This window comes from Acidaminobacter hydrogenoformans DSM 2784 (assembly GCF_900103005.1).
Taxonomy (GTDB): domain Bacteria; phylum Bacillota; class Clostridia; order Peptostreptococcales; family Acidaminobacteraceae; genus Acidaminobacter; species Acidaminobacter hydrogenoformans.
Map to the genome: position 1 here is coordinate 380289 of NZ_FMWL01000002.1, position 25106 is coordinate 405394.

Sequence of the window (25106 nt, forward strand, 5' to 3'; positions counted from 1 at the left end):
ATAGAATTATAAAGGTTAGTATAACTATAGGAATGCGCTTTATTAATTCATGACAACCCTACTAAAAACTCGAAAGCTTTAAGGAGGGCAACAGCATCATGAGACCATTCCAAACCGCAGAGGACGTCCTGGCCTACATTTCAGAGGCGGACATCCAGATTGTCGACTTCAAGGTTATTGACATGAAAGGCAGATGGCACCACCTCTCCATTCCCAGCGAGCGCTTTGGCCCCAGCGTCCTCACCTCAGGCATAGGCTTCGACGGCTCCAGCTACGGCTTTCTGACCGTTGAAAAATCTGACATGGTCTTCATTCCGGATCTGAGCACCGCTTTTGTGGACCCCTTCACGGATGAAAAAACCCTGGTGTTCCTCGCCAACATTTTCCGCTTAAAGGACGGCCAGCGCCTCCGCTTTGAGGACGACCCGCGCTTCCTGGCGGAAAAAGCCGAGACCTATCTGAAAGCCCAGGGCATCTGCGACCGCGCCCTCTTTGGCCCGGAATTCGAATTCTACGTGCTCAACCACATTTCCTACCGCACTGATACCCACCACATGGAGGTTCGAATCGACGCCGACCAGGCGGACTGGAACACCGGTGACACGACTTACCGCAACCTCGGAGCGAAGGTCCCGCCCCATGGCGGCTACCACGTAGATTTACCCATGGATTCCAGCTACAACTTCCGCAGCAACACCGTCAGACTTCTCGAAACCCACGGTGTACCTGTGAAATACCACCACTCTGAAAATGGCGGGCCGGGTCAGGTGGAAATTGAAGTAGAGTTTGCGACGCTGAGGGAAATGGCGGACCGCACCATGAAGCTGAAATACCTACTCAAAAACAACGCCCACCTGTTTGGGCTGACGACCACCTTCATGCCTAAGCCTTTCTGGAACGAGGCGGGCAGCGGCATGCACATTCATATGCACTTCTTTGATGGTGACAGACCCCTCTTCTTTGACCCTGACGGCTACAGCCAGCTCAGCGATACCGCCCTCTACGCCATAGGCGGCATTCTGAAGCACGCTGCAGCGCTGATGCCGTTCACCAATCCGAGCACCAATTCCTATAAGCGCCTGGTGCCAGGCTACGAAGCACCGGTCAGCATCTGCTACGGCACCGCCAACCGCAGCGCCGTCATACGGATTCCGGGCTATGCCACTGAGCCCCATAACAAGCGCTTTGAGCTCCGCTCCCCGGACGCCACGTCAAATCCCTATCTGGCCTTTACCGCTATGCTGATGGCTGCCATTGATGGGATTGAAAACAAAATTGATCCAGTGGCGGCGGGCTTTGGTCCTTTTGATGTCAACCTCTATAAGCTCCCTGAGGAGGAACGGGGCAAGGTCAAGGGACTCCCGGCCACGCTCCTGGAAGCCTGCCAGGCCTTGGAGGCGGACAAAGACTTTCTCATGAAGGGCGGCGTCTTTTCCGAGGTTCTGATCCGCAATCAGATTGAGCGGCTGACCAAGGAGCATTATCAGATCAGCGCGTTGCCGCATCCGGAGGAATTCAGATTGTACTATGAGCTTTAGGGTTTAAGTTTAGGTTAAATCAGGCTTTGATTTAAGTCGTTCAAAACAATAGACATGGAATTAAGACAAGGATTAAGAAGACCCTGCGCCCGTTGCAACTTGACGGGCGCGAGGGTCTTTTTGCTTGGTGGGTTGTTGGACAGGGACCATCGGCAGAGCCTTGCCTTAGTCCTTAGAGGTGAAAAGCGCGTCACATTTTGCGGCATAATCCCGCATCAATCCCGCCAGGACCTCCGGTTCAAGCTTGGTTGAACCTCCCGGGGTCTCGAAAAATCGCTTTGGAAGCTGGAGGTTCAGCTGATCGAAGCCAAAGCGTGACTTGAGCCTCAGCTTGGTCTTGTAGATCTCAACAGCGGCGGCCTTCAGCGATTCTTCCGTGTGGGTTTCGCCTATGGAGGCAAGTGCATTCACTATAGTCCCGCGGTCGTAAAGCCTGCGGCCAAAGAGGCAGGCAATCATGGAATTGAGCAGGCAGCGGTGGAGCTCTTCCTCAAAGACTTTGTCCACCAGAGTGTCCAGACTGAAATCCTCCGCCTGGTCAAAGCCGTAGCCCCCGTTGCACAGATGGGAATGGCGGGCGCCCACCGCGGCACCCAGGACGGAGCCGTAGCCCGTATGGTAGCCGGCCATTTCATTGCCTGCCAGCTGCATGGCGAAGTCCTCGCCGCCGTAAAGCTTCGCAGCTGCGGCGCTGCCGTCACCCAGGGCTCTGTAGAAGTCGTTCGTCCGGTCAGAGATATGCTTCAAGGCTTTGAGATAATTTTTCTGGTTGCCAAAGGTGAGGGGCACCAAGGTTTGGCTCTCGTCCACGAGGCCCTTCTGGAAGGCTTCCGTTGCCCAGCCCAGGACCACTCCGGCGGAGATGGCATCCAGACCGTAGGTTTCCACCGCTTCTATCATTTCCAGCACCTCGTCGCTGGTCTTGATGCCAAGGAAGGTCCCAAGGCTGAAGATCAGCTCGTAGTCGTAGCTGACGCTGACGGCTTCGTATTCATAACCCGGCCCGAATTCCCGGCGGAACTGGCCTATGTGGATACAGCCCACCGGACAGCCGGCGCAGGCGGTTTTTCTTATGAGGTTGCGCTGGGCAAAGGCCTCACCGGTGAGGGGCTCAATATCCTCGGAGAAGGTGGTTTGGAGATTGAGGGTCGGAATACCCTTGAATTCGTTCATGCCTGAGACGCCTATTGGGGTGCCCAGGTCATGGTATTTTTTCATGAGGTCTGTATTCAGGGCTTTCTGGTGGATGTCCGTGAAGGTCTTGAAGTAGGCTTTGCGGTCCTTAATCTCCTGGCCGCCTTTGCCGTAAATGCAGATGGCCTTCAGGTTCTTGCTGCCCAGGACAGCACCGAGGCCAAGCCGGCCAAAGTGGCGGTAGGTATCCACGCAGACACTGGCATAGTGGACCAGATTTTCTCCTGCAGGGCCTATTCTGAGGATGCTGCGCTTGCCAGCCCCCGGCTCCCGCTCACGGATAATGCGGCCCACTTCGTCTGACTCCAGGCCCCACATGGCCGCGGCATCCTTGAACTCCACGCTGTGGCTGCTGATGGAGAGGTAGATGGGCTTCTTAGCCCTCCCTTTGATGATTATGGCATCATAGCGGGCCATGAACATGGTCAGTGCCATGCGGCCGCCTGCGTAGCTTTCTCCCAGCTCCCCTGTCAGAGGTGACCAGAACATGGCCACGGTTTTTGTGACTATAGGAAAAATGGTCGAAAGGGCGCCTATAGCAAAGACGACGCACTGCTCTGGGTCCAGCGGGGCCTTGTCCTCCTGGAGGTGTTCTTCCAGAAGCTTTGAGGCAATGCCCACACCGCCCAGGTAGGCTTTGAGGTCTTTGCGCTGGCTGACCACGTAGGTCTCTTCGGTCAGGTCAATGGTGAGCACTTTTATGTAATCCTGGTAGATCATGCTTGACCCTCCCCTTCCTTTTTGGTGTTGGTTTCAGGACCATCAGCTTCGGGTTTGTTTTCCCGGGGCGCAGTGGCTTCAGGCGCGGTGGTCTTAGGCTCAGTTGATACAGGCGTGTCAGTCTCAGGTTCGTCCACTTCTTCCATCCAGAGGCAGTGGTGCGGGCAGTACCTGGTGCAGGTGCCGCAGTGCCGGCAGATCACCGGCTGGTCCAGCTTTTCGCTGTATTGCACAGCGCCAATGGCGCAGGCGCTGACACAGCGTTTACAGCTTATACATTTGTTCTTATCAAAGATCACCCCGCCGCCGGGCCTGGCCCTGAGGGCACCCGTCCTGCAGGCTTCGAGGCACGCGATATTTTCCGTACAGGCAGCGCAGACCACGCAGACATAAGGGCTCTGAAGTCCGCCCTTGGTCTTGATATAAATAGCGCTCTCGCTCAGGGAATGCTGGCCGAGCAGCGTTGAGCACACAAGTGAGCAGGTCTGACACCCAATACAGGCGTTCATGTTGTAACGAAGGCGTTTAGCCAAGTTGGATCCCACCTTTCTTTTTTTGCACATGATGTTTTTACCCCAGGGAGGGCCTGGGACAACAGAAAACTTTGGGAGCGCTTCAGGCGGGGGTTCAGGCGGGGACAGGGACGGACCGGAGATCCGGTCCGTCCCTGTCCCCGCCTGAACCCCCGCCCCAAGCCCCAAGTCCTAAGCCACCTCACACCTCCAAAACCGTCAAAGCTTGTTAACGTCCACTCAAAAATGCTACACTATGCATAGGCATTGTAACGCTTTGCGGCCTCGAGCACCCAAGCGGCAAACAAAATACCTGAAGCCTTTGGAATTCAAAACGAAAAAGGAGTGTCGAACCATGACTTCATTTAAATCCGAATTTAAACCCGTTAAACCTGAGTCCATCCAGCAAAACGCGTTCGAAATGATTGGTAAGGACTGGATGCTGGTCACCGCGGAAGCAGACGGTAAATGCAACAGCATGACAGCCAGCTGGGGCGGCCTGGGCGTCCTGTGGAACAAAAACGTCGCCTACGTCTTCATCCGGCCGCAGCGCCACACCAAAAACTTTGTGGACCAGGCGGAGACCTTCACCCTGACCTTCTACGACGAAGGCCACCGCAAAGCCCTCAACTACATGGGCAGCGTCTCCGGCAAAGATGAGGACAAAATTAAAGGGTCCGGTCTGACGCTGAAGCACATCGACGGGACCCCATATTTTGATGAAGCGCGAGTGGTCATGCGCTGCAGGAAGCTCTTCGCCCAGGACCTCAAGCCAGAAAGCTTCATTGATACCGCCCTGATCGAGAAAGTCTATCCAGAAAAAGACTTCCACACTATGTACGTCGCGGAAATTACAGACGTCCTGGTCAGAGCGTAACACCCTGCAACAGGCAGGTACAAGCACTTGCTCACAGCACCACAAACCGCGACTGAAAAGCCGCGTTAAATTCCAAAATCAGCATTTCTTCATTGGCCGTATCTGTAAGCTGAGCCACCAGAACCCTGTCAAGGGTCCTAACCTCCAGCTCCGGATAGGGCTGATTTTTTCTGTTCAGGCTGACGTTGTCAATGTCCTGAAACTTCAGCTTTAAACTTGGATGCCGCTTTTTCTGACGAGGGATCAGAGTCAAAACGTCCCCCTTGAGCGTCAATTCGCAGTCCACCGTCCTGAAAAAACCTTCCTTCAGCTTTACATTCCATGCCATAGCGCTCACCTCTAACTTAATGATACACAAAAAAAACGTTTTCTACCCCCTTTCCTCCATCTGTCAATGACAAATTATTTGTCACAAATCGTGTCAAAGGTGAAATTTTGCCGATGGTTTGGGTATCATTAACCACGCAGACCACAATTTTAAGCACAACACGCAATGTGATCTTTTCTGCCGCATTGTCAGGAGGATGGTGTCCATGTTATTTTCAGATAAACTCGACTTGCTGATGAACCTGTCCGGCACCAGCAACAGCGCGCTGGCAAGACATATCAACCTCGACGCATCTTATGTCAGCCGCCTCAGGCGTGGAAACCGCACGCCTTCAAAAAATGAAAATTACCTGCCGGCCATCAGCCAGTATTTCTCAAAATTCATGGCCGTGGACGCCTTCAGGTCCGGCATCTGTCACGCCCTCCAGACCCCGCCGTCCCAAATGCCTATTGACCCCGAGCCCGCCGCTGCCATGATCCTGAGCTGGCTCAACGACCAAAAGGCCCTTGACAGCGAAAACATAGGAGAGCTCCTCGACCAGGTCTCGCATTTCACCTTCCCAAGCTCCAGTGCTGTCTTTGATTTGGCATCCCTTCTGGGAAATTTGAGCAGCCGGGAAACGAACACCTTCCACGGGATCAGCGGTAAGCGGGACGCAGTGGTAACGCTTCTGGCAACGGCGCTGACCAGCGAGAAAACCGAGCCGCTTTTCCTCTACAGTGACGAGCCCATGGACTGGCTTATAGCAGAGAAAAAGTTCACAAACCAGTGGGCCATGCTGATGATGAAAGTGATCCAAAAGGGACACCGAATCATAATCATCCACACTGTCAACCGGGGCCTGGATGAAATGCTGTCCGCCATCCGGGAATGGCTGCCGCTTTATATGACAGGTGCCATTGAGCCTTATTATTACCCAAGAACCCGGGATGATATTTACAAGCACACCCTTTTCATCCTCGAAGGAAAAATGGCGCTCATCAGCCGCAGCGTCAGCCGTTCCAAAGGTGCTCCAGCAATACATACCTTCAGCAGTCCAAAGACGGTAAGCCACTACGAAAACGAATTTCAGGATTATCTCAGCCTGTGCCGTCCGCTCATGAAGATTCTGACCCCTAAAAATAACGGTGGGGTCCTGTCCCTTGTCGAAGAATTCGATTCAGAGCCCGCTGCCGTAATCACCCTCAGGGAGGGTCTTCCTGTGGCGACACTGCCAGCGGAAGCCGCAAAATCAATGATGGAAAGGGCCCAGCTCGACGCGGACACCATCAAGGCCTTGACGTCTTACCATCTCAAACGCCAGAAACGCCATGAAGAGAACCTGAAGACACATGAACACACAGACCTTTTACTGCTGCCTGATCGTAAAACACTGCTCGCGCTGGCAAAGACCCAGGGCAATGGGCATGCGTTGACTGCCGCCACCCCTGAAACACAAAACGGGAAAGTTTCCACCAATACAGCAGCTTCTGACATTCCAGAGGTCTTCAGATTTAAGTTCATGGGGATGATAGGCGTTGGCGAAGCCTGCTACAACCTGGCTGAGTTCGCTGCGCACCTGGCTCGCACCATTCACCTCTTGAAAACCTATCCCAATTATCACGTCATTTTGCTGGAGGACACCTTTTCCTCGAGCTGTACAGTTTATATCAGGGAGAACGTCGGTGTCCTTGTGCTGAAAGACACTGTGCCAAATGTCCTTTTCGCCATAAACGAGAGCAGGCTCACTGCAGCGTTTCAGGATTACAGCGCCATGATCGCCGGCAAAGTGCGACTGAATGGCACAGAACGCAAAGCGGTTCTAAAGCGCTTGGAGTCTTTGCTTTCAGCGGTCAGTGGGAAGCGTTCCAAAAAATCGTCTGGCAAGGCGACAAAGTGATATTGGGCAATGTGATTTTTCAACAGCAAAAGGAAGCTGATCCTATTTCGCCTCTTGGGCTCATGGGGATCAGCTTCCTTTGTTTTGTTGAAAAATAATTGTCCAGATGCGGCCCAACCAAATATTGAAGGAAATTTTCGGTCATATTGTTAATGTTGAAACAATCTTTCTTGCGGGTTACAATAGAGTCTGGCGGGAAAATCCGTCAAGTAGATCATAGGAGTGAAGCACATGAAGAACACATTATACTACATCTTAAGACTGACTATGGTCATTGTGATCGCGGCGGCACTGACGGGTTGTCAGAAACCCGGGTCGGAGGTTCTGGCAGACGGTGGGTCTGAGGGACAATCGGCAGAAACAGGCAGTGAAGTGAGTCAGAATACCGAAGCTGAACCGGCCTCGCTGAAAATTGGCGTCATGCCTGCCGTAGACTCAGCGCCCATCTTCCTTGCGGCAAAGAAGGGCTATTTTGAAGACCTGGGCCTCAGCGTCGACGTGCAAGTTTACACTAATGCCATGAACCGGCAGAGCGCCCTGCAAAGCGGCGAGCTGGACGGGGCCATGACGGACATGATCGCTTTAGTGAACAACGTCCAGAACGGCTTTGACATCAAAGTCACCACCAGCACCGACGGCGCATTCCCCTTCCTGGTCAAGGGCGACCTGAAAGAAGGTGGCCCGGTCAAGGTGGGCATGATGGAGGTCAGCGTGGTCAACTACCTGTCTGACCGAACGCTGGAAAACCGCTACGACGTTGAAAAAATCTACATCAACGAGATCCCGGCGCGCATGGAGATGATTGGCAAGGGTGACCTGGACATGGCAGTCATCCCTGAACCCATGGCGTCCATGGGTGAGCTGAACGGGCTGACAAAGGTTCTTATAGAGAATCCGGATGATTTCTCGCCGGACGTCATGGTCTTCACAGGAACGGCCATCAATGAAAAGGCTGACGCGCTGAAACGCTTCCACGAAGCCTACAACAAAGCGGTGACAGAGATTCAGGCAGATGACAGCGAGGCCCGGGCCGTGCTGGTTGAGACTCTGAAGCTGAAGCCGAAAATCACGGACAAGATCCTGATGCCGCAGTACCACCTGGCACGAGTGCCGGATGAGGCCTATGTCAGCACCATAATGGCGTGGAACGAGCGGGTGCTGGGCAAGAAAATTGATTTAAATTACGAGGACTTAATTGAAAGGGCGTTTGTGGAGTGATCGGGATCCGGGACCTTGAGGTGGCGTACGAGCAGGATATAGCCCTGAAGCAGCTGAATATGAGTGTTCCGGCAGGCGCCACCTGCGCGGTGATCGGTCCTTCCGGCTGTGGCAAGACGACGCTGCTCTACGCGCTGGCGGGCCTGGTACGGCCGCAGTCGGGGGAAATCGCCATTGCGGGCGCACCTCTATCCGGTCTGCGTCAAGGGACGGGGCTCATCCTTCAGGACTACGGGCTGCTGCCCTGGAAGACAGTTTATGATAACCTGGCGTTTCCCTTGAAAGCCCGGGGCGGTGCCGGTGCTGAAGTCAACGACCGGGTGGGGGCCATGCTGGCGGCCCTCGGGCTCGAAAGCCTCGGTCACCGCCTCCCGGGGGAGCTCAGCGGCGGACAGAAGCAGCGGGTTGCCATAGGGAGAACCTTGGTACTGGAGCCGGACCTGCTCCTCATGGACGAAGCCTCTTCGGCCCTTGACGCTCTGACCAAGGAAAGGATTCAGGACCTTGTGTTAGAGGCGCATAAGGCCAGGGGGTTTACACTGGTAGTCGTCACGCACAATATTGAGGAAGCGGCGTTCCTGGGCCAGCGGATTTTCATTATGTCCCAGGGACGCATCACGAGCGTCCTGGAAAACCCGCATTTTGGAGAGGCGGATTTCAGGGACCACCCGTCTTTCTTTGAGCTGCGTCAGAGGATCCGGAGGCATTTGTATGAAGCGAATTGAAAGTCTGAACACCTTGCAGCGGGGCTTTCTTCAAACGGTCTACGGCATGCTGGCCATCCTCGTTTTCTGGTATGGGATGCATTTTTTTGTGGGCTCCGCGGCCATTCCCGCGCCGCACACGGCAATACTCCGCTTTTTCGTTTTACTGCCCGTTGTCCTGAGCCGGCATTTACTGGTGAGCTTGGGGCGGATTGTGATAGCGATCAGCATTTCGCTGGTATTGGGAAGTGCCCTTGGGCTCTGGATGGGGGCCAGCCAGCGTGTGGACCGGCTGCTCAGCCCGGTGGTGTACCTGCTCTATCCCCTGCCTAAAATCGCATTCCTACCGGTCTTAATGATTCTGTTTGGCCTGGGTGAGACCTCCAAGATTATGCTGATCATTTTAATCATTATTTTTCAGATCCTGGTGGCGGCCAGGGATGGGGTCCGGGAAATTCCAAAAGAGCTCTATTTTTCGGTGCTGTCCTTAGGCCTTGGCCGGGGTGCGCTTTACCGGCACCTGATTTTGCCGGCGACGCTGCCCAAGATCATGACTGCCCTGCGGATCAGTGTGGGGATCAGTATTTCAATCCTCTTTTTTGGCGAAAACTATGCCACCACCTACGGCATAGGCTATTTCATCATGAACAGCTGGCTGATGGCGGATTACGTGGAGATGTTCAGCGGCATCCTGGCCTTGAGCCTTATGGGGCTTTTACTGTTTAAGGCCATAGACCTGCTGGAGGCCCGGTGGTGCGGGTGGACGCGGCTGGGGAAGGGGTAGGTTAGGGATAAGAAAAAGAGGCTCAGCAGGGGCATCGTTCGTGGCTTTGACACTTACCTTTTGTTGTCATATAATTTGTGTAGGGTACAATTCTATTTCTCGAAAAAGGGAGTGTTGGTCTTATGAGACAGAAAACTTTGACTCCAAGCGAAATAGCAGCAAAAGCAGAGCAACTTTTTAATCAGTATGGTGTACGCAAAGCTGCGCTCTTTGGTTCTTATTCGAGAAATGAAATGAAGATTGATAGTGATATAGACATACTCATTGATTTTGATTTTGCCGATCAACCATACGCTTTCATTGAACTTCAACAACGACTGGAAAAGCTGTTCAAACGAAAAGTCGATCTTATTTCACTGAATTCTCTCAAGCTTTCTAAAGATGGAGAGAAAATCATGAGAGAATCGACGGTGATTTATGAAAGACATTGAGATTATTAGACATATGAAAGAAGATATCGACGATATCCTGAATTTTTCCGTTGGCTTAGATTTTAAACATTTTACAACTGATCCATTATCAAGAAAAGCAATTTGTATGTCTTTGATCAACATTGGCGAATTGACAAAATCATTATCCGCATCCTACAAAGCAAAGTATAAGGAAGTTCCTTGGAAACTTATTGCAGGATTACGGGATGTGACAGCTCACAAGTATCACACCCTTAATTTGGATGTTATTTGGTCCGTCGTAACCATCGAAATTCCAAAATTAGATGAATTTATATCTATTAAGTTAATCGAATATGAAAAACATTCTTTTACAAAAGACTGAAAAGTGAAGTAAAGAATGAAAAACGCTCATAAAAATTTTAAGAGAAACCCAAAAACCAAACAGGCCCGCCCCTCCCTCAGAAGACATGAGGTAGGGCGAGCCTGTTTGGTTTTTTGGGGTTTTGGGTTTTTTAAAATTCACAGCATGAATTGTTTTTGGTGGGGGACTGGGCCGCGTGGCCGGGCCCAGTCCCCGCCTGCCAAACAACCCACATTCACCCCAGAAGCCTACTGAATCTCCTCAATCAAATTGACCATCTCAATAGCCGTCACCGCCGCGTCAAAGCCCTTGTTCCCGGCCTTCGTCCCAGCTCTTTCAATAGCCTGTTCAATAGTATCCGTGGTGAGAACACCAAAAATAACCGGAATCCCCGTGTCCAGAGAAACGTGCGCCACACCCTTGGTTACTTCGCTGGAAACATAGTCAAAGTGTGGTGTGGACCCACGAATAACCGCCCCAAGGCAAATTACGGCATCATAGCGGCCGCTGGACGCCATTTTCTTCGCGATCAGCGGAATCTCAAACGCCCCTGGTACCCAGGCTACTTCCACCTGATCCTCAGACGCCCCGTGGCGCTTCAGCGCGTCCAGCGCGCCCCCAAGCAGCTTCCCGCCAATAAACTCATTGAACCGCCCTACAATAATCCCATACTTCTGTTTGTCTGATACCAGTTTGCCCTCATAAACCTTCATTATTTCTTCTCCTCCTCAAACTTGAGCTCATGGCCCATCTTTTTCTTTTTCGTCTTCATATAAAACTCATTGCGCTCATTATGGTTCAGCTGAATATGCACCCTTTCAACAATCTCGAGCCCATAGCCAGACAGCCCCGTAATCTTATGGGGATTGTTCGTCATCAGCCGGATCTTGTGCAGCCCAAGGTCCATCAGGATCTGTGCCCCAATGCCGTAGTCCCTGAGGTCATCCGCGAAGCCCAGCATCCGGTTTGCCTCCACCGTGTCATAGCCCTGATCCTGCAGCGCGTAAGCCCTGATCTTATTGATCAGACCAATGCCTCTGCCCTCCTGGCGCATGTACAGCAGCACCCCCCGGCCCTCAGCCTCAATCCGCTTCATGGCCTCCGCGTACTGCTCGCCGCAGTCGCAGCGCAGGGAGCCAAACGCGTCCCCCGTCAAGCACTCGGAATGCACCCGGACCAGCACTGGCTCCTCCGTCGCCACATCCCCTTTGACCAAAGCCACGTGATGCTCCCCGTTCAGGCGGTTGATGTAACCCACCATTTTAAACTCCCCATACTTCGTAGGCATCTCTGACTCAGCCACACGCTCCACAAGGCTTTCGCTTCCAGTTCTATACCGAATCAAAGATTCAATGGTAATCATCTTAAGCCCATGCATCTTCGAATATTCCAGCAGCTCCGGCACCCGGGCCATGGTGCCGTCATCACTCATGATCTCACAAATGACGCCTGCAGGCTGCAGGCCCGCCAGCCTGGCAAGGTCCACCGCCGCCTCCGTATGGCCCGCACGGCGCAGTACGCCACCTTCCTTGGCCACCAGCGGAAAGATGTGCCCCGGCCGCATGAAATCCTCAGGCTTTGCGTCAGCCTCCAGCAGATGCTGGATGGTCATAGCCCGCTCTGCCGCGGAAATCCCCGTGGTGCAGCGCATGGAGTCCACCGACACGGTGAACGCCGTCTGCTTTGGATCCGTGTTGCGGTCAATCATGTCGTAGATCCCAAGGGCATTCAGCCGCTCTCTGAGCATAGGCACGCAGATCAGCCCCCGGCCGTGCCGCGCCATGAAGTTGATGGCCTCCGGCGTCGCCATTTCAGCCGCCATCAGCAGATCCCCTTCATTCTCCCTGTCCTCATCATCCACAACCACTATCATTTCTCCGGCCCGCAGGGCCTCTATTGCTTCCTCTACCGTATTAAATCCCATAACTGGGACACCTCCCGTTTTCATATATAAACCGCTTATTTAAGCAACTTTGCTCACTGTAAATCAAACGCAAGTCCCTACGCAAACCCGTTCTCCTTCAGAAAATCCATATTGAGACTTCCGTGCTTCTCCGAGGCTGAATCCCCAGCCCCAACCGGTCCAAACTGCAGCAGCCGCTCCACGTATTTCCCCACCAGATCGCACTCCAGGTTCACCTGATCCCCGACCCGCTTCTTCAGAAGAATGGTTTCATCCTTCGTCACGGGAATGATGGACACACTAAAAGCGCTCTCCTCCAGCTGCGCCACCGTCAGGCTTGTCCCATCCATGGCAATGGAGCCCTTCTGAATCACATACCGCATCAGTGCTGCCGGCGGTGACACCGTCATCCATGTGGCATTGCCCTCCTGCCTCAGTGATCGGATCACGCCCACACCGTCAATGTGCCCGGAAACCATGTGCCCGCCAAACCGACCCTGCGCGCTCATGGCCCGCTCCAGGTTCACCGGGCTACCCTGCTTCAGGCCCCCCAGGTTCGAATACCGCAGCGTCTCCGGCATCACGTCCGCCGTAAAACTCTCCTTCGTAAACCGCACCACCGTGAGACACACCCCGTTCGTACAGATGCTGTCCCCGTTTTTCACGTCCTCCAGCACCCGCGCCGCCCGAACTGTCAACTGCGCCGCCGGCCCCGCGTGCTCTATGCGCTCCACGATTCCAATTTCCTCAATGATCCCTGTAAACATCTCCACTACTCCTTTGCCAATAGCCGTCCCACAACCGCCGCTTCCACCATAATGTCCTCCCCTACAGGAACCACCTTCATGGCCTTCAGCTGAACAGCCTTCTCAATTACTTCAATACCCTTTCCGCCAACCGGCGTCGGTGCATTCTGACCGCCAAGGATCTTGGGCGCTATAAACATCATCACCTTATCCACTATCCCAGATTCCAGCGCCGAGGCGTTCAGCGTCGCGCCTCCCTCCAGAAGCAAGCTGTCAATCCCCTGCTCGCCAAGGACAAACATGAGGTAGTCAAGGTCCACCTTCCCATCCTTCTCAGGGGTTATAATCAGCTGCACGTTCTCCATAGCCTGCAGCGCCGTAGCCTTGTCCGGATCCGCCTTGTCCGTGGTGGCAATTATGGTCGGGGACAGGGACTTATTGCGCAGTACCCTGGCCTCCAGCGGAATCCTGAGCCTGGAATCCACAATGACCCTGACCGGATCCCTGCCATTACCGTCTTCGAGCCTGGTCGTCAGCGCAGGATCATCTGCCAGCACCGTGCCTATACCCACCATAATAGCCCTGAGCTCATGTCTGAGCTGGTGCACATAAGCCCGTGAGGCCTCGGATGTGATCCACTTTGATTCCCCCGTCACCGTGGCAATCTTGCCGTCCAGGGTCATAGCCGCCTTCAGGACACAAAACGGCTTTTTCTGAGTAATATATTTCAAAAAGACCTCATTGAGGGCCCGGGCCTCTTCTTCAAGGAGCCCTACCTCCACCTCAATGCCCTGCTTCCTGAGCATCTGAATCCCTCTGCCCGCCACCAGCGGGTTAGGATCCTCCATAGCCACGTATACCTTCGAAAAACGCTTCTCAATCAGCTTCAGCGCGCAGGGCGGCGTCTTCCCGTAGTGAGAGCAAGGCTCCAGGGTAACGTAAATTTCCGCGCCTTCCACGTCCTCCAAAGCATTTTCAATGGCGTTTACCTCGGCGTGGGGCCCACCATAAAAGGCATGATACCCTTCGCCTATAATCCTTCCATCCTTCACAATGACCGCACCCACCATGGGATTCGGACTGGTCTGTCCCGCGCCGATTCTCGCAAGCGCCAGCGCCCGTTTCATATATTGTACGTTCATGAGACGCCCTCCTTTTCATGGAAGAGGCAGTCGGGGTCCTGCGGACCCTACTGCCTCCCCCTCTTTTTCAGCAGTGGGAATTGGCTGCCCGCAGCCAATTCCTGTCCATTTAAAAAGCCCTGAAGCAATGGCTTCAGGGCTTGACAATACGTTCTCTCTTGAAGGTGCGGGAAAATAAGCACCACCAACAAAAACTGATCTTCTTCCATCCAGACTTTACTGTCGGTTCTGGAATTGCACCAGATCAACCGCTGTGAAGCGGCTCGTGGACTTTACCACCGGTCGGGAATTTCACCCTGCCCTGAAGATGTTATGAAATTAACCTTATGATAATATGATTCTAAAGGATTGTCAAACGTTTCTCTCTTTCAATGCCTTTGCGAACATTTCCCTGAAACTGCGACAGATTGTTCTGAATAAAATACTTTATAAAATTTTGTAGTACATTGTGGCCCGCATTTGTGAAAGGTTTGGCTTTTTTAAAGGAATTTTCTGAATTCGGGTTGACATTTGAATCTTATGGGTTTACACTGAGAAAAATTCTTCAAAGGCGTGACCGCAGATTATTATGTCAGACGGGCGCCACAGTCAAATTAAGGAATGGGTGGTTTGAGATGAATTCAGTCAAACGTACGCTTAAAATGACAGCCGAATATTTTGGTTACTTTAGCTGGAGCTTTTATTATTATGGCTTCGGCTTTTTGGCGTACGATAAATTGGAAAGAACCTCAAATTGCTTAAAGAACGGACTGAGGGCTGCGGCCTGATAAGCCGGTAAGTGACTAAAACCTGGTTATGGCAGGGTGTCTCTTTAAGTAAAGGGGCGCCCTGTTTTTTTATTACAAGAAAGGTGGTGGTGGCATGAGCGAAGACGGCTTTTATGGTTATTGTTTGGATCTGGGGACCATCGGCAAAAGCACTCAAAATTATGAACCCATAGGAGGCAATTATTATGATTATAACGCTCAGAACGACCACCACGAACGAGGAATGCGAACACATTATGGACATTATCCGACAGCACGGGCTCGAGGTTGAGCTGACCCAGCGGGGGCAGCAAAGCGTTCTGCGACTCACAGGCGACGTCAACAAGCTGGACTTCTCCGTGATCTCCCTTCACCCGCACGTGGAGGACATCAAGCGCATCAAGACCCCTTACAAGCTGGCGAGCCGGGAATTTCACCCCGAGGACACAGTGGTCGAAGTTGGCGGCCTCAGAATTGGCGGCGGGGACCTCACCGTGATTGCCGGGCCCTGTTCAATAGAGAGCCGGGAGCAGATCGATATCATAGCTAAGGCGGTTCGTTCGGCTGGCGCGACCATTTTAAGAGGCGGCGCGTTCAAGCCAAGGACTTCCCCTTACAGCTTCCAGGGACTCGGAGAGCTGGGGCTTAAGCTCCTGAAGGACGCCGGCGCGGCGAATGGGATGCCGGTGATCACCGAGGTCATGTGCACCGAAGACTTCGACTTGGTGGAGGCTTACACGGATATCCTTCAGATTGGGGCGCGCAACATGCAGAACTTCGCTCTGCTGAAGCGGGCGGGCCGCTCGAAGAAGCCGGTGCTGCTGAAGCGGGGCATGTCCTCGACCATTGAAGACCTCCTCATGAGCGCGGAATACATACTGGCGAACGGCAATCCCAATGTCATCCTCTGCGAGCGGGGCATCCGGACTTTCGAGCCTCATATGCGCAATACGTTGGATTTGTCGGTGGTGGCTGCGGTCAAGAGCCTGAGCCACTTGCCTATCATCATTGATCCAAGCCATGCCACCGGCCGCCGGGAGATGGTGGCGCCTCTGTCAAAAGCCGCTGTCGCGGTGGGTGCCGATGGTCTCATGATCGAAGTCCACCACGAGCCGGAAAAAGCATTGTCGGACGGGCCGCAGTCTCTCCGGCCTCGGGAGTTCGAGATTTTGATGCATCAGCTGGGGCAGCTTCACAACCTTTGCAGGCTGCAGAACCAGATTTACAATGAGGTTGAAGAGGAAAAGGAAGATAAAAACGCTGAAGAAATGGTGGGGTTGAGACATGCACGGATCGGATAGTGAAGAAGTTCCCTTTTTTAAGAGCATAAGCATTGTGGGACTGGGCCTGATTGGCGGGTCGTTGGCGAAAGCCCTGAGGCTCAAGGGCTATCAGGGGGCTCTGGACGGTTACGATCCAAACCCTCAGACCCTGGAGCAGGCCAGACAGTCCGGATTGTTTACGGCGCTGGCTTTGTCCCCTGGCGGTTTTAACCCTGATGGGTCTGCGGCTGGCGGGCCGGTCGCTCAGCCTGTTGAGCTGGTGATTGTAGCGGTACCCCTGGGCAAGCTGCGGGAGGCTTTGGTCAGCGCGCTGCCTCTGATAGGACCAGGAACCGTAGTGATGGATGTGGGCAGTGTCAAAGGCACCGTCCACGACACGGCAGTGAACGTTCTCACCGGCACTGGAGCCATTTTTATAGGCGGGCACCCCATGGCGGGCTCCGAAAAAGGGGGCTTCAATGCCGGCTCCCCTATTCTGTTTGAAAATGCTTACTTCTTTCTGACGCCAGATCCTCATTTTGAAGAGGCCGTGAAAGGCGTCCCCGCGGTTGAACTGCTGAAGCAAATGGTGCTGACAATCGGCGGACTTCCTGTCATAACGGACCCGAAAGCCCATGACGCTTTAACGGCCCGGCTCAGCCACCTGCCCCACCTGACGGCCTCCATTCTGGTTGAAGTCTTCGCGGCTTCGCTGCCAACAGATCAGCTGAAGTTCGCGGGGGGCGGCTTCAGGGATTCGACCCGGATTGCCATGGGCGACCCGGCCCTCTGGCGGGACATCTTCGTTCATAACCGGTCTGAGGTCATTTCGAGTATCGACACCTTGGTAGAGGGTTTAATGCGGTTCAGAAAGAATCTGCAGGATGTCGAAGATGAAGCCATAGTCGAGACACTGGGCGAAGCCCAGCGGCTCAGGTCAGGGCTGATCACCATACGTCCGAGCGAAGAGGTGTCGCTTTATCCACTCCGACTCGAGCTCGAAGACCGACCGGGGATCCTGGCAGAGGTCACGACCCTTCTGGCCGAGCACCAGCTGGACATCAAGGATCTCGCCCTCGACCACTCCAGAGAAAATCAGCGGGGGGCCTTCACCCTCAGCTTCGCTTCAAACGCCGACCGCCTGATTGCAGCCTCGCTGCTGAAGGCCTCAGGGATAGGGATTGGAGTGATAGATTCGGACTAGCGAGGTGCACGTCTGATAGCGTGAGTTGTACATTACGCTATCAGAGAGCTCGCTCTCTGAAACACGGATCTGGTCTGTCCCTGTCCCGCACCACGCGTCCCTGTCCCGCACCACATGTCCCTGTCCCCCACCAAAAAACCCAAAGGAGCTTAACCCATGATCAGACATATAGAACCCTCTAAACTCAGCGGTACATTACGGATCCCGCCATCGAAAAGCCTCAGCCACAGAGCTGTCCTCGCCGCCGCCCTTGCCGAGGGCGAAAGCGTCATAGAAAACCTGATCTTCTCTGAAGATATCATCGCTACTACAGAAGCCGTCAGAGCCCTTGGCGTTGAAGCCGTTCAGGAGGGCGACAAGCTCATCATCCGCCGCAGCGGCACCCTGAAAGCACCCACAGAGCCCCTCCACTGCAACGAGTCCGGCTCCACCCTGCGCTTCCTGATCCCCTTCGCGGGCCTCTTCGACGCCCCCGTGGTCTTCACCGGCGCAGGCAAGCTGACCACCCGCCCCCTGGACCCATACTTCGACCTCTTCGACCGCCAGGGCATCCACTACGACTATCCCGGCCAGCTGCCGCTGACCGTTAAAGGCAAGCTGACCCCAGGCACCTTTGAAATGCCGGGCCACATCAGCTCCCAGTTCGTCACCGGTCTACTCTATGTCCTCCCGCTCCTGGACGGCGACTCCGAAATCATCCTGACCTCGCCGCTGGAATCCCGGGACTACGTCACGTTAACCCTCCAGATCCTCAAGATCTTTGGCATCGACGTCGAGACCGTCACTCCGGAGCACTACAAAATCAAAGGCAACCAAGCCTTCAAACCCGCCAACTACCGCGTGGAAGGCGACTACTCCCAGGCGGCCTTCTGGATCGCCGGCGGCCTCATGGGCGACGGCCTCGTCCTGAAGGACCTCTCCGAAGTCTCCGAGCAGGGCGACCAGCGCATCCTCCAGATCGTCAAGGACATGGGCGGCAACCTCGAGTGGAAAGACGGCGACCTGATCGTCCACCCATCGAAAACCCACGGCGCCGTCATTGACGCCTCCCAGTGCCCGGACCTGGTTCCAATCTGCGCCACCCTGGCCGCGGTCAGCGAGGGTCAGACCCACGTCATCAACGCCGCCAGAGTCCGCCTCAAAGAATCCGACCGCCTCGAGGCCATCCGCACCGAGCTCAACAAGCTGGGCGCCAACATCACCGAAGAACCGGAAGGCCTCATCATTGAAGGCGTCCAGGGCTTCACCGGTGGGAAGGTTGAGGGCTGGAACGACCACCGCATCGTCATGAGCCTCGCCATAGCCGCCGCGAAAGCCTCCGGCACCATCGAAATTGAAGGCAGCGGCGCCATCAAAAAATCCTACCCGCACTTCTTCGAAGACCTCACCAAAACCGGCGGCAAAGTCACTAACGCCTAAAACCAAAGCCAAAAATTTCTGCCGATGGTCACACCGCCACCACCCCATCACCACAAAACGAAGGGAGCCATTTCCATGCACTTATTAGACAACTACAGAAATGAAATCGATCAGCTCGACGACAAACTGGTCGAGCTCCTGGAGCGCCGTATGGCCATTGTCGAAGAAATTGGCAACATCAAAAAAGATATAGGCATGCGCGTCTACGACCCCGAGCGCGAGAAGAAGCTCCTTGCCCGCCTCGCCTCCCAGGTCAAGCATCCGGATCACCAGACCCGCATCCTCAGCATCATGAAAACCATCCTGGCTTCCAGCCGGGCTCTGCAGGACAGCCACCTGGAAGACGTGCTGCCGCAGCACTTCCCTCACGGGGAGCACCGCACCGCGGGCTACGCCGGCATCCCGGGCTCCTACGGCGAGACGGCCATCCTCAAATATTTTGGTCACAACAAGGACTACCGGGCCTACGCCACCTTCCACGAGGTCGCGGATGCCATCCTGGCCGGGGAGATTGACTACGGCGTCCTCCCGGCGGAAAACTCCACCACCGGGGCCATCAACGAGGTCTACGACCTCATCCGGGAAAAGGACCTCTTCATCACTGGAGAAGTCCTCATCCCCATAGTCCACCACCTCATAGGCCACAAAGGCGCGAAGCTCGAGGACATCCGGGAGGTCCGCTCCCATGCCCAGGGCCTGGAGCAGTGTACCCTGTTCCTCAACACCCTCAACATCCGGCAGGTGCCTATGAAAAACACGGCGGTCAGCGTCCAGTACGTGGCCCAGCAGGACGACCGCACCGTGGCCGCCATAGGCAGCGAACGCGCCGCCCAGCTCTATGACCTCGAAATCATAGGCAAGGCCATCCAGAACAGCGCGGTCAACACCACCCGCTTCGTCATTCTCACCAAGACCCCAGAAACCAGTCCTGAGGCCGATAGTACCTCCATGGTCCTCACCACCCGCCACGAGGCTGGCTCGCTCTACGAAATCCTTGGCTACTTCGCCCAGGAGAAAATCAACCTCTTCCGCATTGAATCCCGTCCCGTCCCGGACCGTCCATGGGAATACTTCATTTACCTCGACGCCGAGGGCCGCGCAGACACCGACGCCTTCTTAAACGCCATTGACTCCGCCAGAAAACACTGTCCTTATTTTAGATTCTTAGGTACTTATAAACGCGGCGTCATCTGACAAAAACACTTCGCATTTTCCTTGCCTGTACGATTATAAAATTCCTTCAAGATCACATAGATCATTTTATTTACTGAAAGGAGCTGTCATTATGGACCGTCTCAAGGAGCTCAGAAGCCAAGTCGACCACTGCGACCGGGCACTCGCCGCCCTCCTCGAAGAGCGACTCAGCATTATCCTCGAAATCATGGAAGAAAAGAAATCCCTGGGCATGCCCATCTTTAGCCAGGAGCGCGAGCGCGCCGTCGTTCAAAATATGGGAAGCTACGTCAATAACCCAACGTTCCGGGAAGAGATCAAAACCATTCAGACCCACGTGCTTAGAAGCTGCAGGCGGATCCAGTCCCGCTTACTCTTTCCATATCATATTTCGCTGGTTGGGTTTATGGGGAGTGGGAAGACGACCATCGGCAAAGCGCTTTCTAAAATGCTGGCCATGGACCAGATCGACGTGGACCAGGTCATTGAGACCCGGGCCCGGATGAAAATCAGCGACATCTTCGCTCAGTACGGCGAGCCTTACTTCCGGGAGCTGGAGTCAAAGACGGTGGAGGAGCTCAGCCAGCACCAGAACGTCATCATCCTGTGCGGCGGCGGTGGCGTGGTCCTGAACAAGACCAACGTAAACAACCTCCGAAACAACGGCATTGTCATCTGGCTGAAGGCCAGCCCTGAACAAATTTACAGCCGCATTGCCACCGATGACACGCGGCCGCTCCTCAAAGACAACATGTCCGTGGACAAAATTGGAACTATGCTGGATCCAAGAGTTTCCCTCTATGAATCTGCGGCGGATATTGCTATTATTACAGATAACAAGACGGAAGAGGAAATTTGCCTGGAGATCGTCGACCAACTCATGCAGCTGGAGATCGACCGGCCGCTGCCTCTTCGCGACGTCAGCAGCTTATAACGTTCTTATTGCACTTAGGAGGGAAAAGATATGACTAAAGCACCCATCCAGATCAAGGACAAAGTCCTGGGCGGCGGCACCCCGCTGATCACCATGCCCTTTGTGGGGAAAACCCTCGAGGCCCTGAAGGAAGAGTGCCAGACCGCTCTGGAGCACCAGCCGGACCTGGTGGAATGGCGGGCGGATTATTTTGAAGGGATTGGCGAGCCTGCCAAGGCCCTGGAGGGGCTCAATACTTTAAATGACAGCCTGGGCGGCATCCCCATCCTCTTTACCTTGCGCAGCGCGTCAGAAGGCGGCGCGCAGGCCCTTGAAGAGACGACCCGTCAAGCGGTCATTGAAGCCGTTGTGCAGACCGGCCTGGTCTCCCTGGTGGACATTGAGGCCGCCAGCCCTCAGTCCCTGATTGAGCCCATCCGTGACCTTACCCGGAACCATGGTGTCGCGCTGATTCTGTCTAACCACGATTTCAAGGCCACACCGGAGCCGGAGGACATGCTTAACCGTCTACTCAAAGCTCAGGCGCTGGGGGCTGACATTGTCAAGCTGGCGGTCATGCCTCAGTCCCGGGAAGATGTCCTGAATCTCATGCTGGCGTCTGTTCGCTACAATGATCTGCCGGATGCCACCCATGCTGTGACCATCTCCATGAGTGGCGACGGCCTCATCACCCGGCTGGCCGCGGCGTTCAGCCACTCCGTCATTACCTTCTGTGCCGGTAAGGGGGTCTCAGCCCCGGGTCAGGTACCGGCGGATGAGATGCGGGGGCCAATGGGGCTGCTGGCGCGGCATTTGAAGTGAAAATAAAAGCTCTGTCTCCAAGGTAATTTTTCCCTTGAAAGCAGAGCTGTCGTTCATCAGAAAAGGCGCTTGGTTGGGGACAGTCCCCAGCCAAGCGCCTTGTTTATTTCACTTAGTTTTTTGACTTTTATTATGCTTCTTCATTCACAGAAGCTTCGTCATTGGCTTCGGCTTCTTCTTGCTCTTCCACGTCTTCCGCATCCGCTTCTTCGGCTTCTTCAGCATCTTCCACCGTAATATCGCCATCCTCATAAGTAACGACAAAATTCATCTTCTCGGCAATGAACCTGAGGGGCACTACGGTTCTGCCATTCATAGCCTGCGCAGGGACATCCAGTTGCACTGAATCACCATTGACGAAGACCTCGGTATCCCCAAGAGTCAAGACCATAGTCAGATCATCTTTGGTAATCGTGACCTTTTGAAGCGCGGGATCCCATGCGACCTGCGCCCCGAACGCCTGGACCAGTGCTTTTACCGGGACCAAGGTCCGCCCGGTTTTGATTACTGGTGGTGTATCGAAACCCAGATGTTTTCCTTTGACCATAATGTTTTCCACCGGCAGAACTTCTATTGAAGCATCTGCTGCTTCCAGCGCCTCACCTGCGGCCTCTAAGGCACTGAGCTCTTCCGTTGTATAGCCGTTTCGAATGACACTTTTGAGCTCTGCCTTGGCCTGGACAAAGCGCGCTTTAGCAGCGGCAAGGGCCTCCGCTTTGATCAGGGCGTTGTCAGTATCTCCGGCTTCGAGCAGCGCTTCATACTCAGCCTCGAGTGTCTCTTTTTCTAATTCCAGCTGATTTTTTAAGGTTTCTGCGGCATCCTTCCTGATTTCCCAGTCGGTGTCACGTATGACCTTTTGCGGTTTTGGTTGTTCGGTGACCATCGGCTTAATCTTTGGTAGTTTTTCTGGCTTTGCCGCCGCGGATGGCAGAATGCTTGCGGACATAATTAAAACGAGCATCAAAAAAAGCACTAACCCCTTACTCCTGTTGCGTTTCATCTGTTTTTCCTCCTTTTGGTTTGGAAATGCAGAATCATGCTCCAGGAACGTGTCTTGTGCCTGTGAAGTCATCCTTCGGCGGTGCGGCCACCTTGGCATCTTTTTCAGATGCTTTAGGTCCGTCACTTTGCGTCCCGGTCTTTCAGCCGGTTTGCCATTTCGGAGATGATCTGCTTATGGAATTGTATAGTCTCATTATACGCCAAACACAGGTTATGTCAACAGGTTGAAGAGGGCTGCAGTAATAAAATCATGTGTCAAATTTCAGCTCAAACCGCCCATAGCCTTCAATGTAAAACCCAAGTCTATTCTCCTTTACTTTTTCGAGGAGGATCTTTTCTTCAATAAAGAGTGTATAGCTGTTGTTCAGCGTTATGGCAGCATAGCCTTCGTCTGAATCCGGACGGCCCGCAAGACCTGCGGGGCAAACAAAGGCCGCTCATCAGCCATGGGTGGTCAGCCGCATTGAGATGGTCATCAGACTGCCATGCGTTTCAAGATAAGCATTGAGCCAAGCAGACTGGCAAGTTGCGTTCATTCCAATGACCTCACTTTCGGGAACAATTACACCCAGGTCTTCCAAACCTCTGGGCAATAGCCTATTGTGGCTTGTTTGCCATTTCTGACAATTGGGGTCTTGAACAGCTTGGGGTGGTCAAGAAGAATCTCGGCTCTCAGCTCGTGACCGCCTATGCGGTCCAAATTGAGGTCCTTATACAGGGGGGACGCCATGTCAAACAAGCTGTTTAACCCGAGCGCCGCAGCGACGCTGTTCAGCTCACCTTTGCTCAGGCTTTTGTCCAAGATATCGATCCGCTGAAATTTGATCCCGCGTTCCTTGAAATACCGCTCTGCCTTTTTCGTATCAAAGCATTTTGACTTGCCAAATATTTGAATGTTCATGATCACTGCCTCCACTTATACTTTATGTGCCAACTCATCTGACTCCATTGTCTCACGGCAGCATCCAGGATTCAATGGAGAGTTTGTGGTTGTGGCATACACCTTGGTTCACAAGCAGATTTTTGGTCCGGCCCTGTCCCCAACCAGCTTTCTAATATGTCCCTGTCCCCAACCGAAAGCCCTTCCCAGACCATTGACACCTGAATCCCCATCAGGTATAGTAGTCATAAGAACCCCCTCGGTAGGGGGTAGTGAAAGGAGCCCGCACACCTTGAAAAAAGCCTTCATTGTTCAAAAGAAATGTGACCAGTCACCTTTTTGTCCTGTTAAGCGCGTTTGCCCTACTGGTGCCGTCACACAAAAGCGCAAATTTCTTAAAGCAGATTATCCCGTTATAGACGCCGCCCTCTGCATAGGCTGCAAAAAATGTGTCGCCGTTTGCCCTCATGGCGCCGTGGCAATGAAATAATCTCCCCATTTACTTAACCTGAATGCCGCCTGCTTCACTACAGTGAAACAGCGGTATTTTTATGCCTATTTCTCTATGCACTAAAGCCGCGCTAAAATCGAATCCTTGGCAAGACCATATCAACAAATCACAAAAGGTTTCGCAAAAAGGGTTGACTATTTATGGGGATGTGCTATTATTAACAACAGAGAAAATAATATTTATCATATTGATTGTATATATATTCACGGAGGGATAATTATGAAGGGTTATATCGTCTTAAACAACGGCATGGTCGTGAACGGTACTTTTGAAGGCAAAACCGCCAACGTCCTGGGCAGCCTCTCCTTTGCCAATGATGGCAGCATTTCCATCCACTGCGATTCCAATGGCAGCTGCGTCACGGTTCACAAAGCCTCCAGCCCTTCAGAAGCCTCAGCATCAAGCAATGGTGATTTCTTCACAGAGTCCTTCGATCTCCTGGCCTCCAAAGTCAATAGCGGCCAGGCAAAGCTTGCCAAGCTGGTCATTGATGACCTTCCCCTTGACTATCACCTTTACGACGTTAAAACCTTCCTGGTGGAGAGCCAGCTGATTGCGTCATAAACAAATCCAACCCAAAATGACAAAGGGGCTGTTGCATAATAGTCCCCAATAGAAGGGACAGATGGAAATCAATTTTTGATGACCATCTGTCTTTTTTAGTTCAAAAAAATTAATCAGGACCGGCTCCAAGAGCCAGTCCCGATAGGGTATAATTGATTTATGCAGAACCAAATAACCCTAAATCATAATACCCCGAAAGTCCACTTTTGGCAACTGCCTATGAATTTTAGTGTGGGCACATTAATACCAGAAGATAGCAAGGTCAGACTGGCGTGCAAAATTATCGAAAGGATGGATTTAAGCACAATA

General features: G+C 53.5%; 25 protein-coding genes and 2 riboswitches. Of the genes, 16 read left to right on the forward strand and 9 right to left on the reverse strand.

The features are described from left to right. Positions 1-98 precede the first annotated feature (98 nt). The gene (glnA, locus tag BLP63_RS03650; RefSeq protein WP_092589514.1) at positions 99-1538 is read left to right on the forward strand and encodes a type I glutamate--ammonia ligase; all 1440 of its coding nucleotides are present in this window, start codon (positions 99-101) and stop codon (positions 1536-1538) included. A 165-nt stretch (positions 1539-1703) separates the two neighbouring features. Here the strand turns inward: glnA and BLP63_RS03655 are convergent, their stop codons facing one another. Then, on the reverse strand, positions 1704-3452 hold the full coding sequence (locus BLP63_RS03655) for an aldehyde ferredoxin oxidoreductase N-terminal domain-containing protein (RefSeq protein WP_092589515.1): 1749 nt from the start codon (positions 3450-3452) through the stop codon (positions 1704-1706). Next, complete coding sequence (locus BLP63_RS03660) at positions 3449-3985, reverse strand: 4Fe-4S binding protein (RefSeq protein ID WP_207646401.1); 537 nt, start codon at positions 3983-3985, stop codon at positions 3449-3451. The genes BLP63_RS03655 and BLP63_RS03660 overlap by 4 nt, the downstream gene beginning before the upstream one ends. 334 nt (positions 3986-4319) lie before the next feature. Between BLP63_RS03660 and BLP63_RS03665 the strand changes: the two genes are divergently transcribed. Continuing rightward, complete coding sequence (locus BLP63_RS03665; RefSeq protein ID WP_092589516.1) at positions 4320-4841, forward strand: flavin reductase family protein; 522 nt, start codon at positions 4320-4322, stop codon at positions 4839-4841. Between the two features lie 31 nt (positions 4842-4872). Here BLP63_RS03665 and BLP63_RS03670 read toward each other — a convergent pair whose 3' ends face one another. Beyond that, positions 4873-5169, reverse strand: coding sequence for a hypothetical protein (locus BLP63_RS03670; protein ID WP_092589517.1), 297 nt, complete (start codon positions 5167-5169; stop codon positions 4873-4875). A 205-nt stretch (positions 5170-5374) separates the two neighbouring features. On the opposite strand from BLP63_RS03670, the gene BLP63_RS03675 reads away from it, so the two are divergent. From BLP63_RS03675 to BLP63_RS03700, 6 genes are all read left to right on the forward strand, one after another. Continuing rightward, on the forward strand, positions 5375-7048 hold the full coding sequence (locus tag BLP63_RS03675) for a hypothetical protein (protein WP_092589518.1): 1674 nt from the start codon (positions 5375-5377) through the stop codon (positions 7046-7048). Positions 7049-7279: 231 nt separating this feature from the next. Next, positions 7280-8266 (forward strand): ABC transporter substrate-binding protein, encoded by a 987-nt coding sequence (locus BLP63_RS03680; protein ID WP_092589519.1) that lies wholly within the window; start codon positions 7280-7282, stop codon positions 8264-8266. Next, on the forward strand, positions 8263-8991 hold the full coding sequence (locus tag BLP63_RS03685; protein WP_242870771.1) for an ABC transporter ATP-binding protein: 729 nt from the start codon (positions 8263-8265) through the stop codon (positions 8989-8991). Before BLP63_RS03680 ends, BLP63_RS03685 begins: the two co-directional genes overlap by 4 nt. Next, on the forward strand, positions 8978-9754 hold the full coding sequence (locus tag BLP63_RS03690; RefSeq protein ID WP_092589520.1) for an ABC transporter permease: 777 nt from the start codon (positions 8978-8980) through the stop codon (positions 9752-9754). Before BLP63_RS03685 ends, BLP63_RS03690 begins: the two co-directional genes overlap by 14 nt. 122 nt (positions 9755-9876) lie before the next feature. Then, positions 9877-10185: a nucleotidyltransferase family protein gene (locus BLP63_RS03695; protein WP_092589521.1), complete on the forward strand. Its 309-nt coding sequence runs from the start codon at positions 9877-9879 to the stop codon at positions 10183-10185. 13 nt (positions 10186-10198) lie between these two features. Continuing rightward, the gene (locus BLP63_RS03700; protein ID WP_170829269.1) at positions 10199-10528 is read left to right on the forward strand and encodes a HepT-like ribonuclease domain-containing protein; all 330 of its coding nucleotides are present in this window, start codon (positions 10199-10201) and stop codon (positions 10526-10528) included. A gap of 227 nt (positions 10529-10755) precedes the next feature. On the opposite strand, the gene ribH is transcribed toward BLP63_RS03700, so the two are convergent. The 4 genes from ribH to ribD all read right to left on the reverse strand — a co-directional run bounded on the left by ribH (position 10756) and on the right by ribD (position 14298). Then, positions 10756-11220 carry a 6,7-dimethyl-8-ribityllumazine synthase gene (gene ribH, locus BLP63_RS03705; RefSeq protein ID WP_092589523.1) on the reverse strand — a complete coding sequence of 155 codons (465 nt, stop codon included), beginning with the start codon at positions 11218-11220 and terminating at the stop codon, positions 10756-10758. Next, positions 11220-12431 carry a bifunctional 3,4-dihydroxy-2-butanone-4-phosphate synthase/GTP cyclohydrolase II gene (locus BLP63_RS03710; protein ID WP_092589524.1) on the reverse strand — a complete coding sequence of 404 codons (1212 nt, stop codon included), beginning with the start codon at positions 12429-12431 and terminating at the stop codon, positions 11220-11222. The genes ribH and BLP63_RS03710 overlap by 1 nt, the downstream gene beginning before the upstream one ends. Before the next feature lie 77 nt (positions 12432-12508). Next, entirely contained in the window at positions 12509-13177 is a 669-nt protein-coding gene (locus BLP63_RS03715; RefSeq protein ID WP_092589525.1) for a riboflavin synthase, read from the reverse strand. A gap of 5 nt (positions 13178-13182) precedes the next feature. Further along, a complete protein-coding gene (gene ribD / locus BLP63_RS03720; RefSeq protein WP_092589526.1) occupies positions 13183-14298 on the reverse strand; it encodes a bifunctional diaminohydroxyphosphoribosylaminopyrimidine deaminase/5-amino-6-(5-phosphoribosylamino)uracil reductase RibD in 1116 nt (371 codons plus the stop codon). A 193-nt stretch (positions 14299-14491) separates the two neighbouring features. Beyond that, a riboswitch (FMN riboswitch) is annotated at positions 14492-14611 on the reverse strand. Positions 14612-15250: 639 nt separating this feature from the next. Between ribD and aroF the strand changes: the two genes are divergently transcribed. The 6 genes from aroF (at position 15251) to aroD (ending at position 21837) form a co-directional block, all read left to right on the forward strand. After that, positions 15251-16345: a 3-deoxy-7-phosphoheptulonate synthase gene (aroF, locus tag BLP63_RS03730; RefSeq protein WP_092589528.1), complete on the forward strand. Its 1095-nt coding sequence runs from the start codon at positions 15251-15253 to the stop codon at positions 16343-16345. After that, entirely contained in the window at positions 16329-17510 is a 1182-nt protein-coding gene (locus BLP63_RS03735; protein WP_092589529.1) for a prephenate dehydrogenase/arogenate dehydrogenase family protein, read from the forward strand. Before aroF ends, BLP63_RS03735 begins: the two co-directional genes overlap by 17 nt. Positions 17511-17666: 156 nt before the next feature. After that, a complete protein-coding gene (aroA, locus tag BLP63_RS03740; RefSeq protein ID WP_170829270.1) occupies positions 17667-18929 on the forward strand; it encodes a 3-phosphoshikimate 1-carboxyvinyltransferase in 1263 nt (420 codons plus the stop codon). Positions 18930-19004: 75 nt separating this feature from the next. Then, positions 19005-20123, forward strand: a complete 1119-nt coding sequence (locus BLP63_RS03745; protein ID WP_170829271.1) for a bifunctional chorismate mutase/prephenate dehydratase — start codon at positions 19005-19007, stop codon at positions 20121-20123. Positions 20124-20214: 91 nt separating this feature from the next. Further along, positions 20215-21036, forward strand: coding sequence for a shikimate kinase (locus BLP63_RS03750; protein ID WP_092589531.1), 822 nt, complete (start codon positions 20215-20217; stop codon positions 21034-21036). Between the two features lie 30 nt (positions 21037-21066). Next, positions 21067-21837 (forward strand): type I 3-dehydroquinate dehydratase, encoded by a 771-nt coding sequence (gene aroD, locus BLP63_RS03755; RefSeq protein ID WP_092589532.1) that lies wholly within the window; start codon positions 21067-21069, stop codon positions 21835-21837. Between the two features lie 130 nt (positions 21838-21967). On the opposite strand, the gene BLP63_RS03760 is transcribed toward aroD, so the two are convergent. Both BLP63_RS03760 and BLP63_RS03765 read right to left on the reverse strand, forming a co-directional pair. Further along, positions 21968-22840, reverse strand: a complete 873-nt coding sequence (locus BLP63_RS03760) for a copper amine oxidase N-terminal domain-containing protein (protein ID WP_170829272.1) — start codon at positions 22838-22840, stop codon at positions 21968-21970. Positions 22841-22914: 74 nt separating this feature from the next. Next, a riboswitch (cyclic di-GMP riboswitch) is annotated at positions 22915-23006 on the reverse strand. Between the two features lie 398 nt (positions 23007-23404). Next, positions 23405-23743: an arsenate reductase family protein gene (locus BLP63_RS03765; RefSeq protein ID WP_092589533.1), complete on the reverse strand. Its 339-nt coding sequence runs from the start codon at positions 23741-23743 to the stop codon at positions 23405-23407. 271 nt (positions 23744-24014) lie between these two features. On the opposite strand from BLP63_RS03765, the gene BLP63_RS03770 reads away from it, so the two are divergent. Both BLP63_RS03770 and BLP63_RS03775 read left to right on the forward strand, forming a co-directional pair. Beyond that, complete coding sequence (locus BLP63_RS03770) at positions 24015-24212, forward strand: 4Fe-4S binding protein (protein ID WP_092589534.1); 198 nt, start codon at positions 24015-24017, stop codon at positions 24210-24212. A 240-nt stretch (positions 24213-24452) separates the two neighbouring features. After that, the gene (locus BLP63_RS03775; RefSeq protein WP_092589535.1) at positions 24453-24797 is read left to right on the forward strand and encodes a hypothetical protein; all 345 of its coding nucleotides are present in this window, start codon (positions 24453-24455) and stop codon (positions 24795-24797) included. Positions 24798-25106: the final 309 nt, after the last annotated feature.

Bases quoted from the DNA above. Each gene is read 5' to 3' on its own strand.
- aroA (WP_170829270.1), top strand. From the start codon at position 17,667: ATGATCAGACATATAGAACCCTCTAAACTCAGCGGTACATTACGGATC.
- ribD (WP_092589526.1), bottom strand. From the start codon at position 14,298: ATGAACGTACAATATATGAAACGGGCGCTGGCGCTTGCGAGAATCGGC.
- aroF (WP_092589528.1), top strand. From the start codon at position 15,251: ATGATTATAACGCTCAGAACGACCACCACGAACGAGGAATGCGAACAC.
- BLP63_RS03735 (WP_092589529.1), top strand. From the start codon at position 16,329: ATGCACGGATCGGATAGTGAAGAAGTTCCCTTTTTTAAGAGCATAAGC.
- BLP63_RS03700 (WP_170829269.1), top strand. From the start codon at position 10,199: ATGAAAGAAGATATCGACGATATCCTGAATTTTTCCGTTGGCTTAGAT.
- glnA (WP_092589514.1), top strand. From the start codon at position 99: ATGAGACCATTCCAAACCGCAGAGGACGTCCTGGCCTACATTTCAGAG.
- BLP63_RS03775 (WP_092589535.1), top strand. From the start codon at position 24,453: ATGAAGGGTTATATCGTCTTAAACAACGGCATGGTCGTGAACGGTACT.
- BLP63_RS03750 (WP_092589531.1), top strand. From the start codon at position 20,215: ATGGACCGTCTCAAGGAGCTCAGAAGCCAAGTCGACCACTGCGACCGG.
- BLP63_RS03695 (WP_092589521.1), top strand. From the start codon at position 9,877: ATGAGACAGAAAACTTTGACTCCAAGCGAAATAGCAGCAAAAGCAGAG.
- BLP63_RS03665 (WP_092589516.1), top strand. From the start codon at position 4,320: ATGACTTCATTTAAATCCGAATTTAAACCCGTTAAACCTGAGTCCATC.
- ribH (WP_092589523.1), bottom strand. From the start codon at position 11,220: ATGAAGGTTTATGAGGGCAAACTGGTATCAGACAAACAGAAGTATGGG.
- aroD (WP_092589532.1), top strand. From the start codon at position 21,067: ATGACTAAAGCACCCATCCAGATCAAGGACAAAGTCCTGGGCGGCGGC.
- BLP63_RS03670 (WP_092589517.1), bottom strand. From the start codon at position 5,169: ATGGCATGGAATGTAAAGCTGAAGGAAGGTTTTTTCAGGACGGTGGAC.
- BLP63_RS03760 (WP_170829272.1), bottom strand. From the start codon at position 22,840: ATGAAACGCAACAGGAGTAAGGGGTTAGTGCTTTTTTTGATGCTCGTT.
- BLP63_RS03715 (WP_092589525.1), bottom strand. From the start codon at position 13,177: ATGTTTACAGGGATCATTGAGGAAATTGGAATCGTGGAGCGCATAGAG.
- BLP63_RS03745 (WP_170829271.1), top strand. From the start codon at position 19,005: ATGCACTTATTAGACAACTACAGAAATGAAATCGATCAGCTCGACGAC.
- BLP63_RS03710 (WP_092589524.1), bottom strand. From the start codon at position 12,431: ATGGGATTTAATACGGTAGAGGAAGCAATAGAGGCCCTGCGGGCCGGA.
- BLP63_RS03680 (WP_092589519.1), top strand. From the start codon at position 7,280: ATGAAGAACACATTATACTACATCTTAAGACTGACTATGGTCATTGTG.
- BLP63_RS03690 (WP_092589520.1), top strand. From the start codon at position 8,978: ATGAAGCGAATTGAAAGTCTGAACACCTTGCAGCGGGGCTTTCTTCAA.
- BLP63_RS03655 (WP_092589515.1), bottom strand. From the start codon at position 3,452: ATGATCTACCAGGATTACATAAAAGTGCTCACCATTGACCTGACCGAA.
- BLP63_RS03765 (WP_092589533.1), bottom strand. From the start codon at position 23,743: ATGAACATTCAAATATTTGGCAAGTCAAAATGCTTTGATACGAAAAAG.
- BLP63_RS03675 (WP_092589518.1), top strand. From the start codon at position 5,375: ATGTTATTTTCAGATAAACTCGACTTGCTGATGAACCTGTCCGGCACC.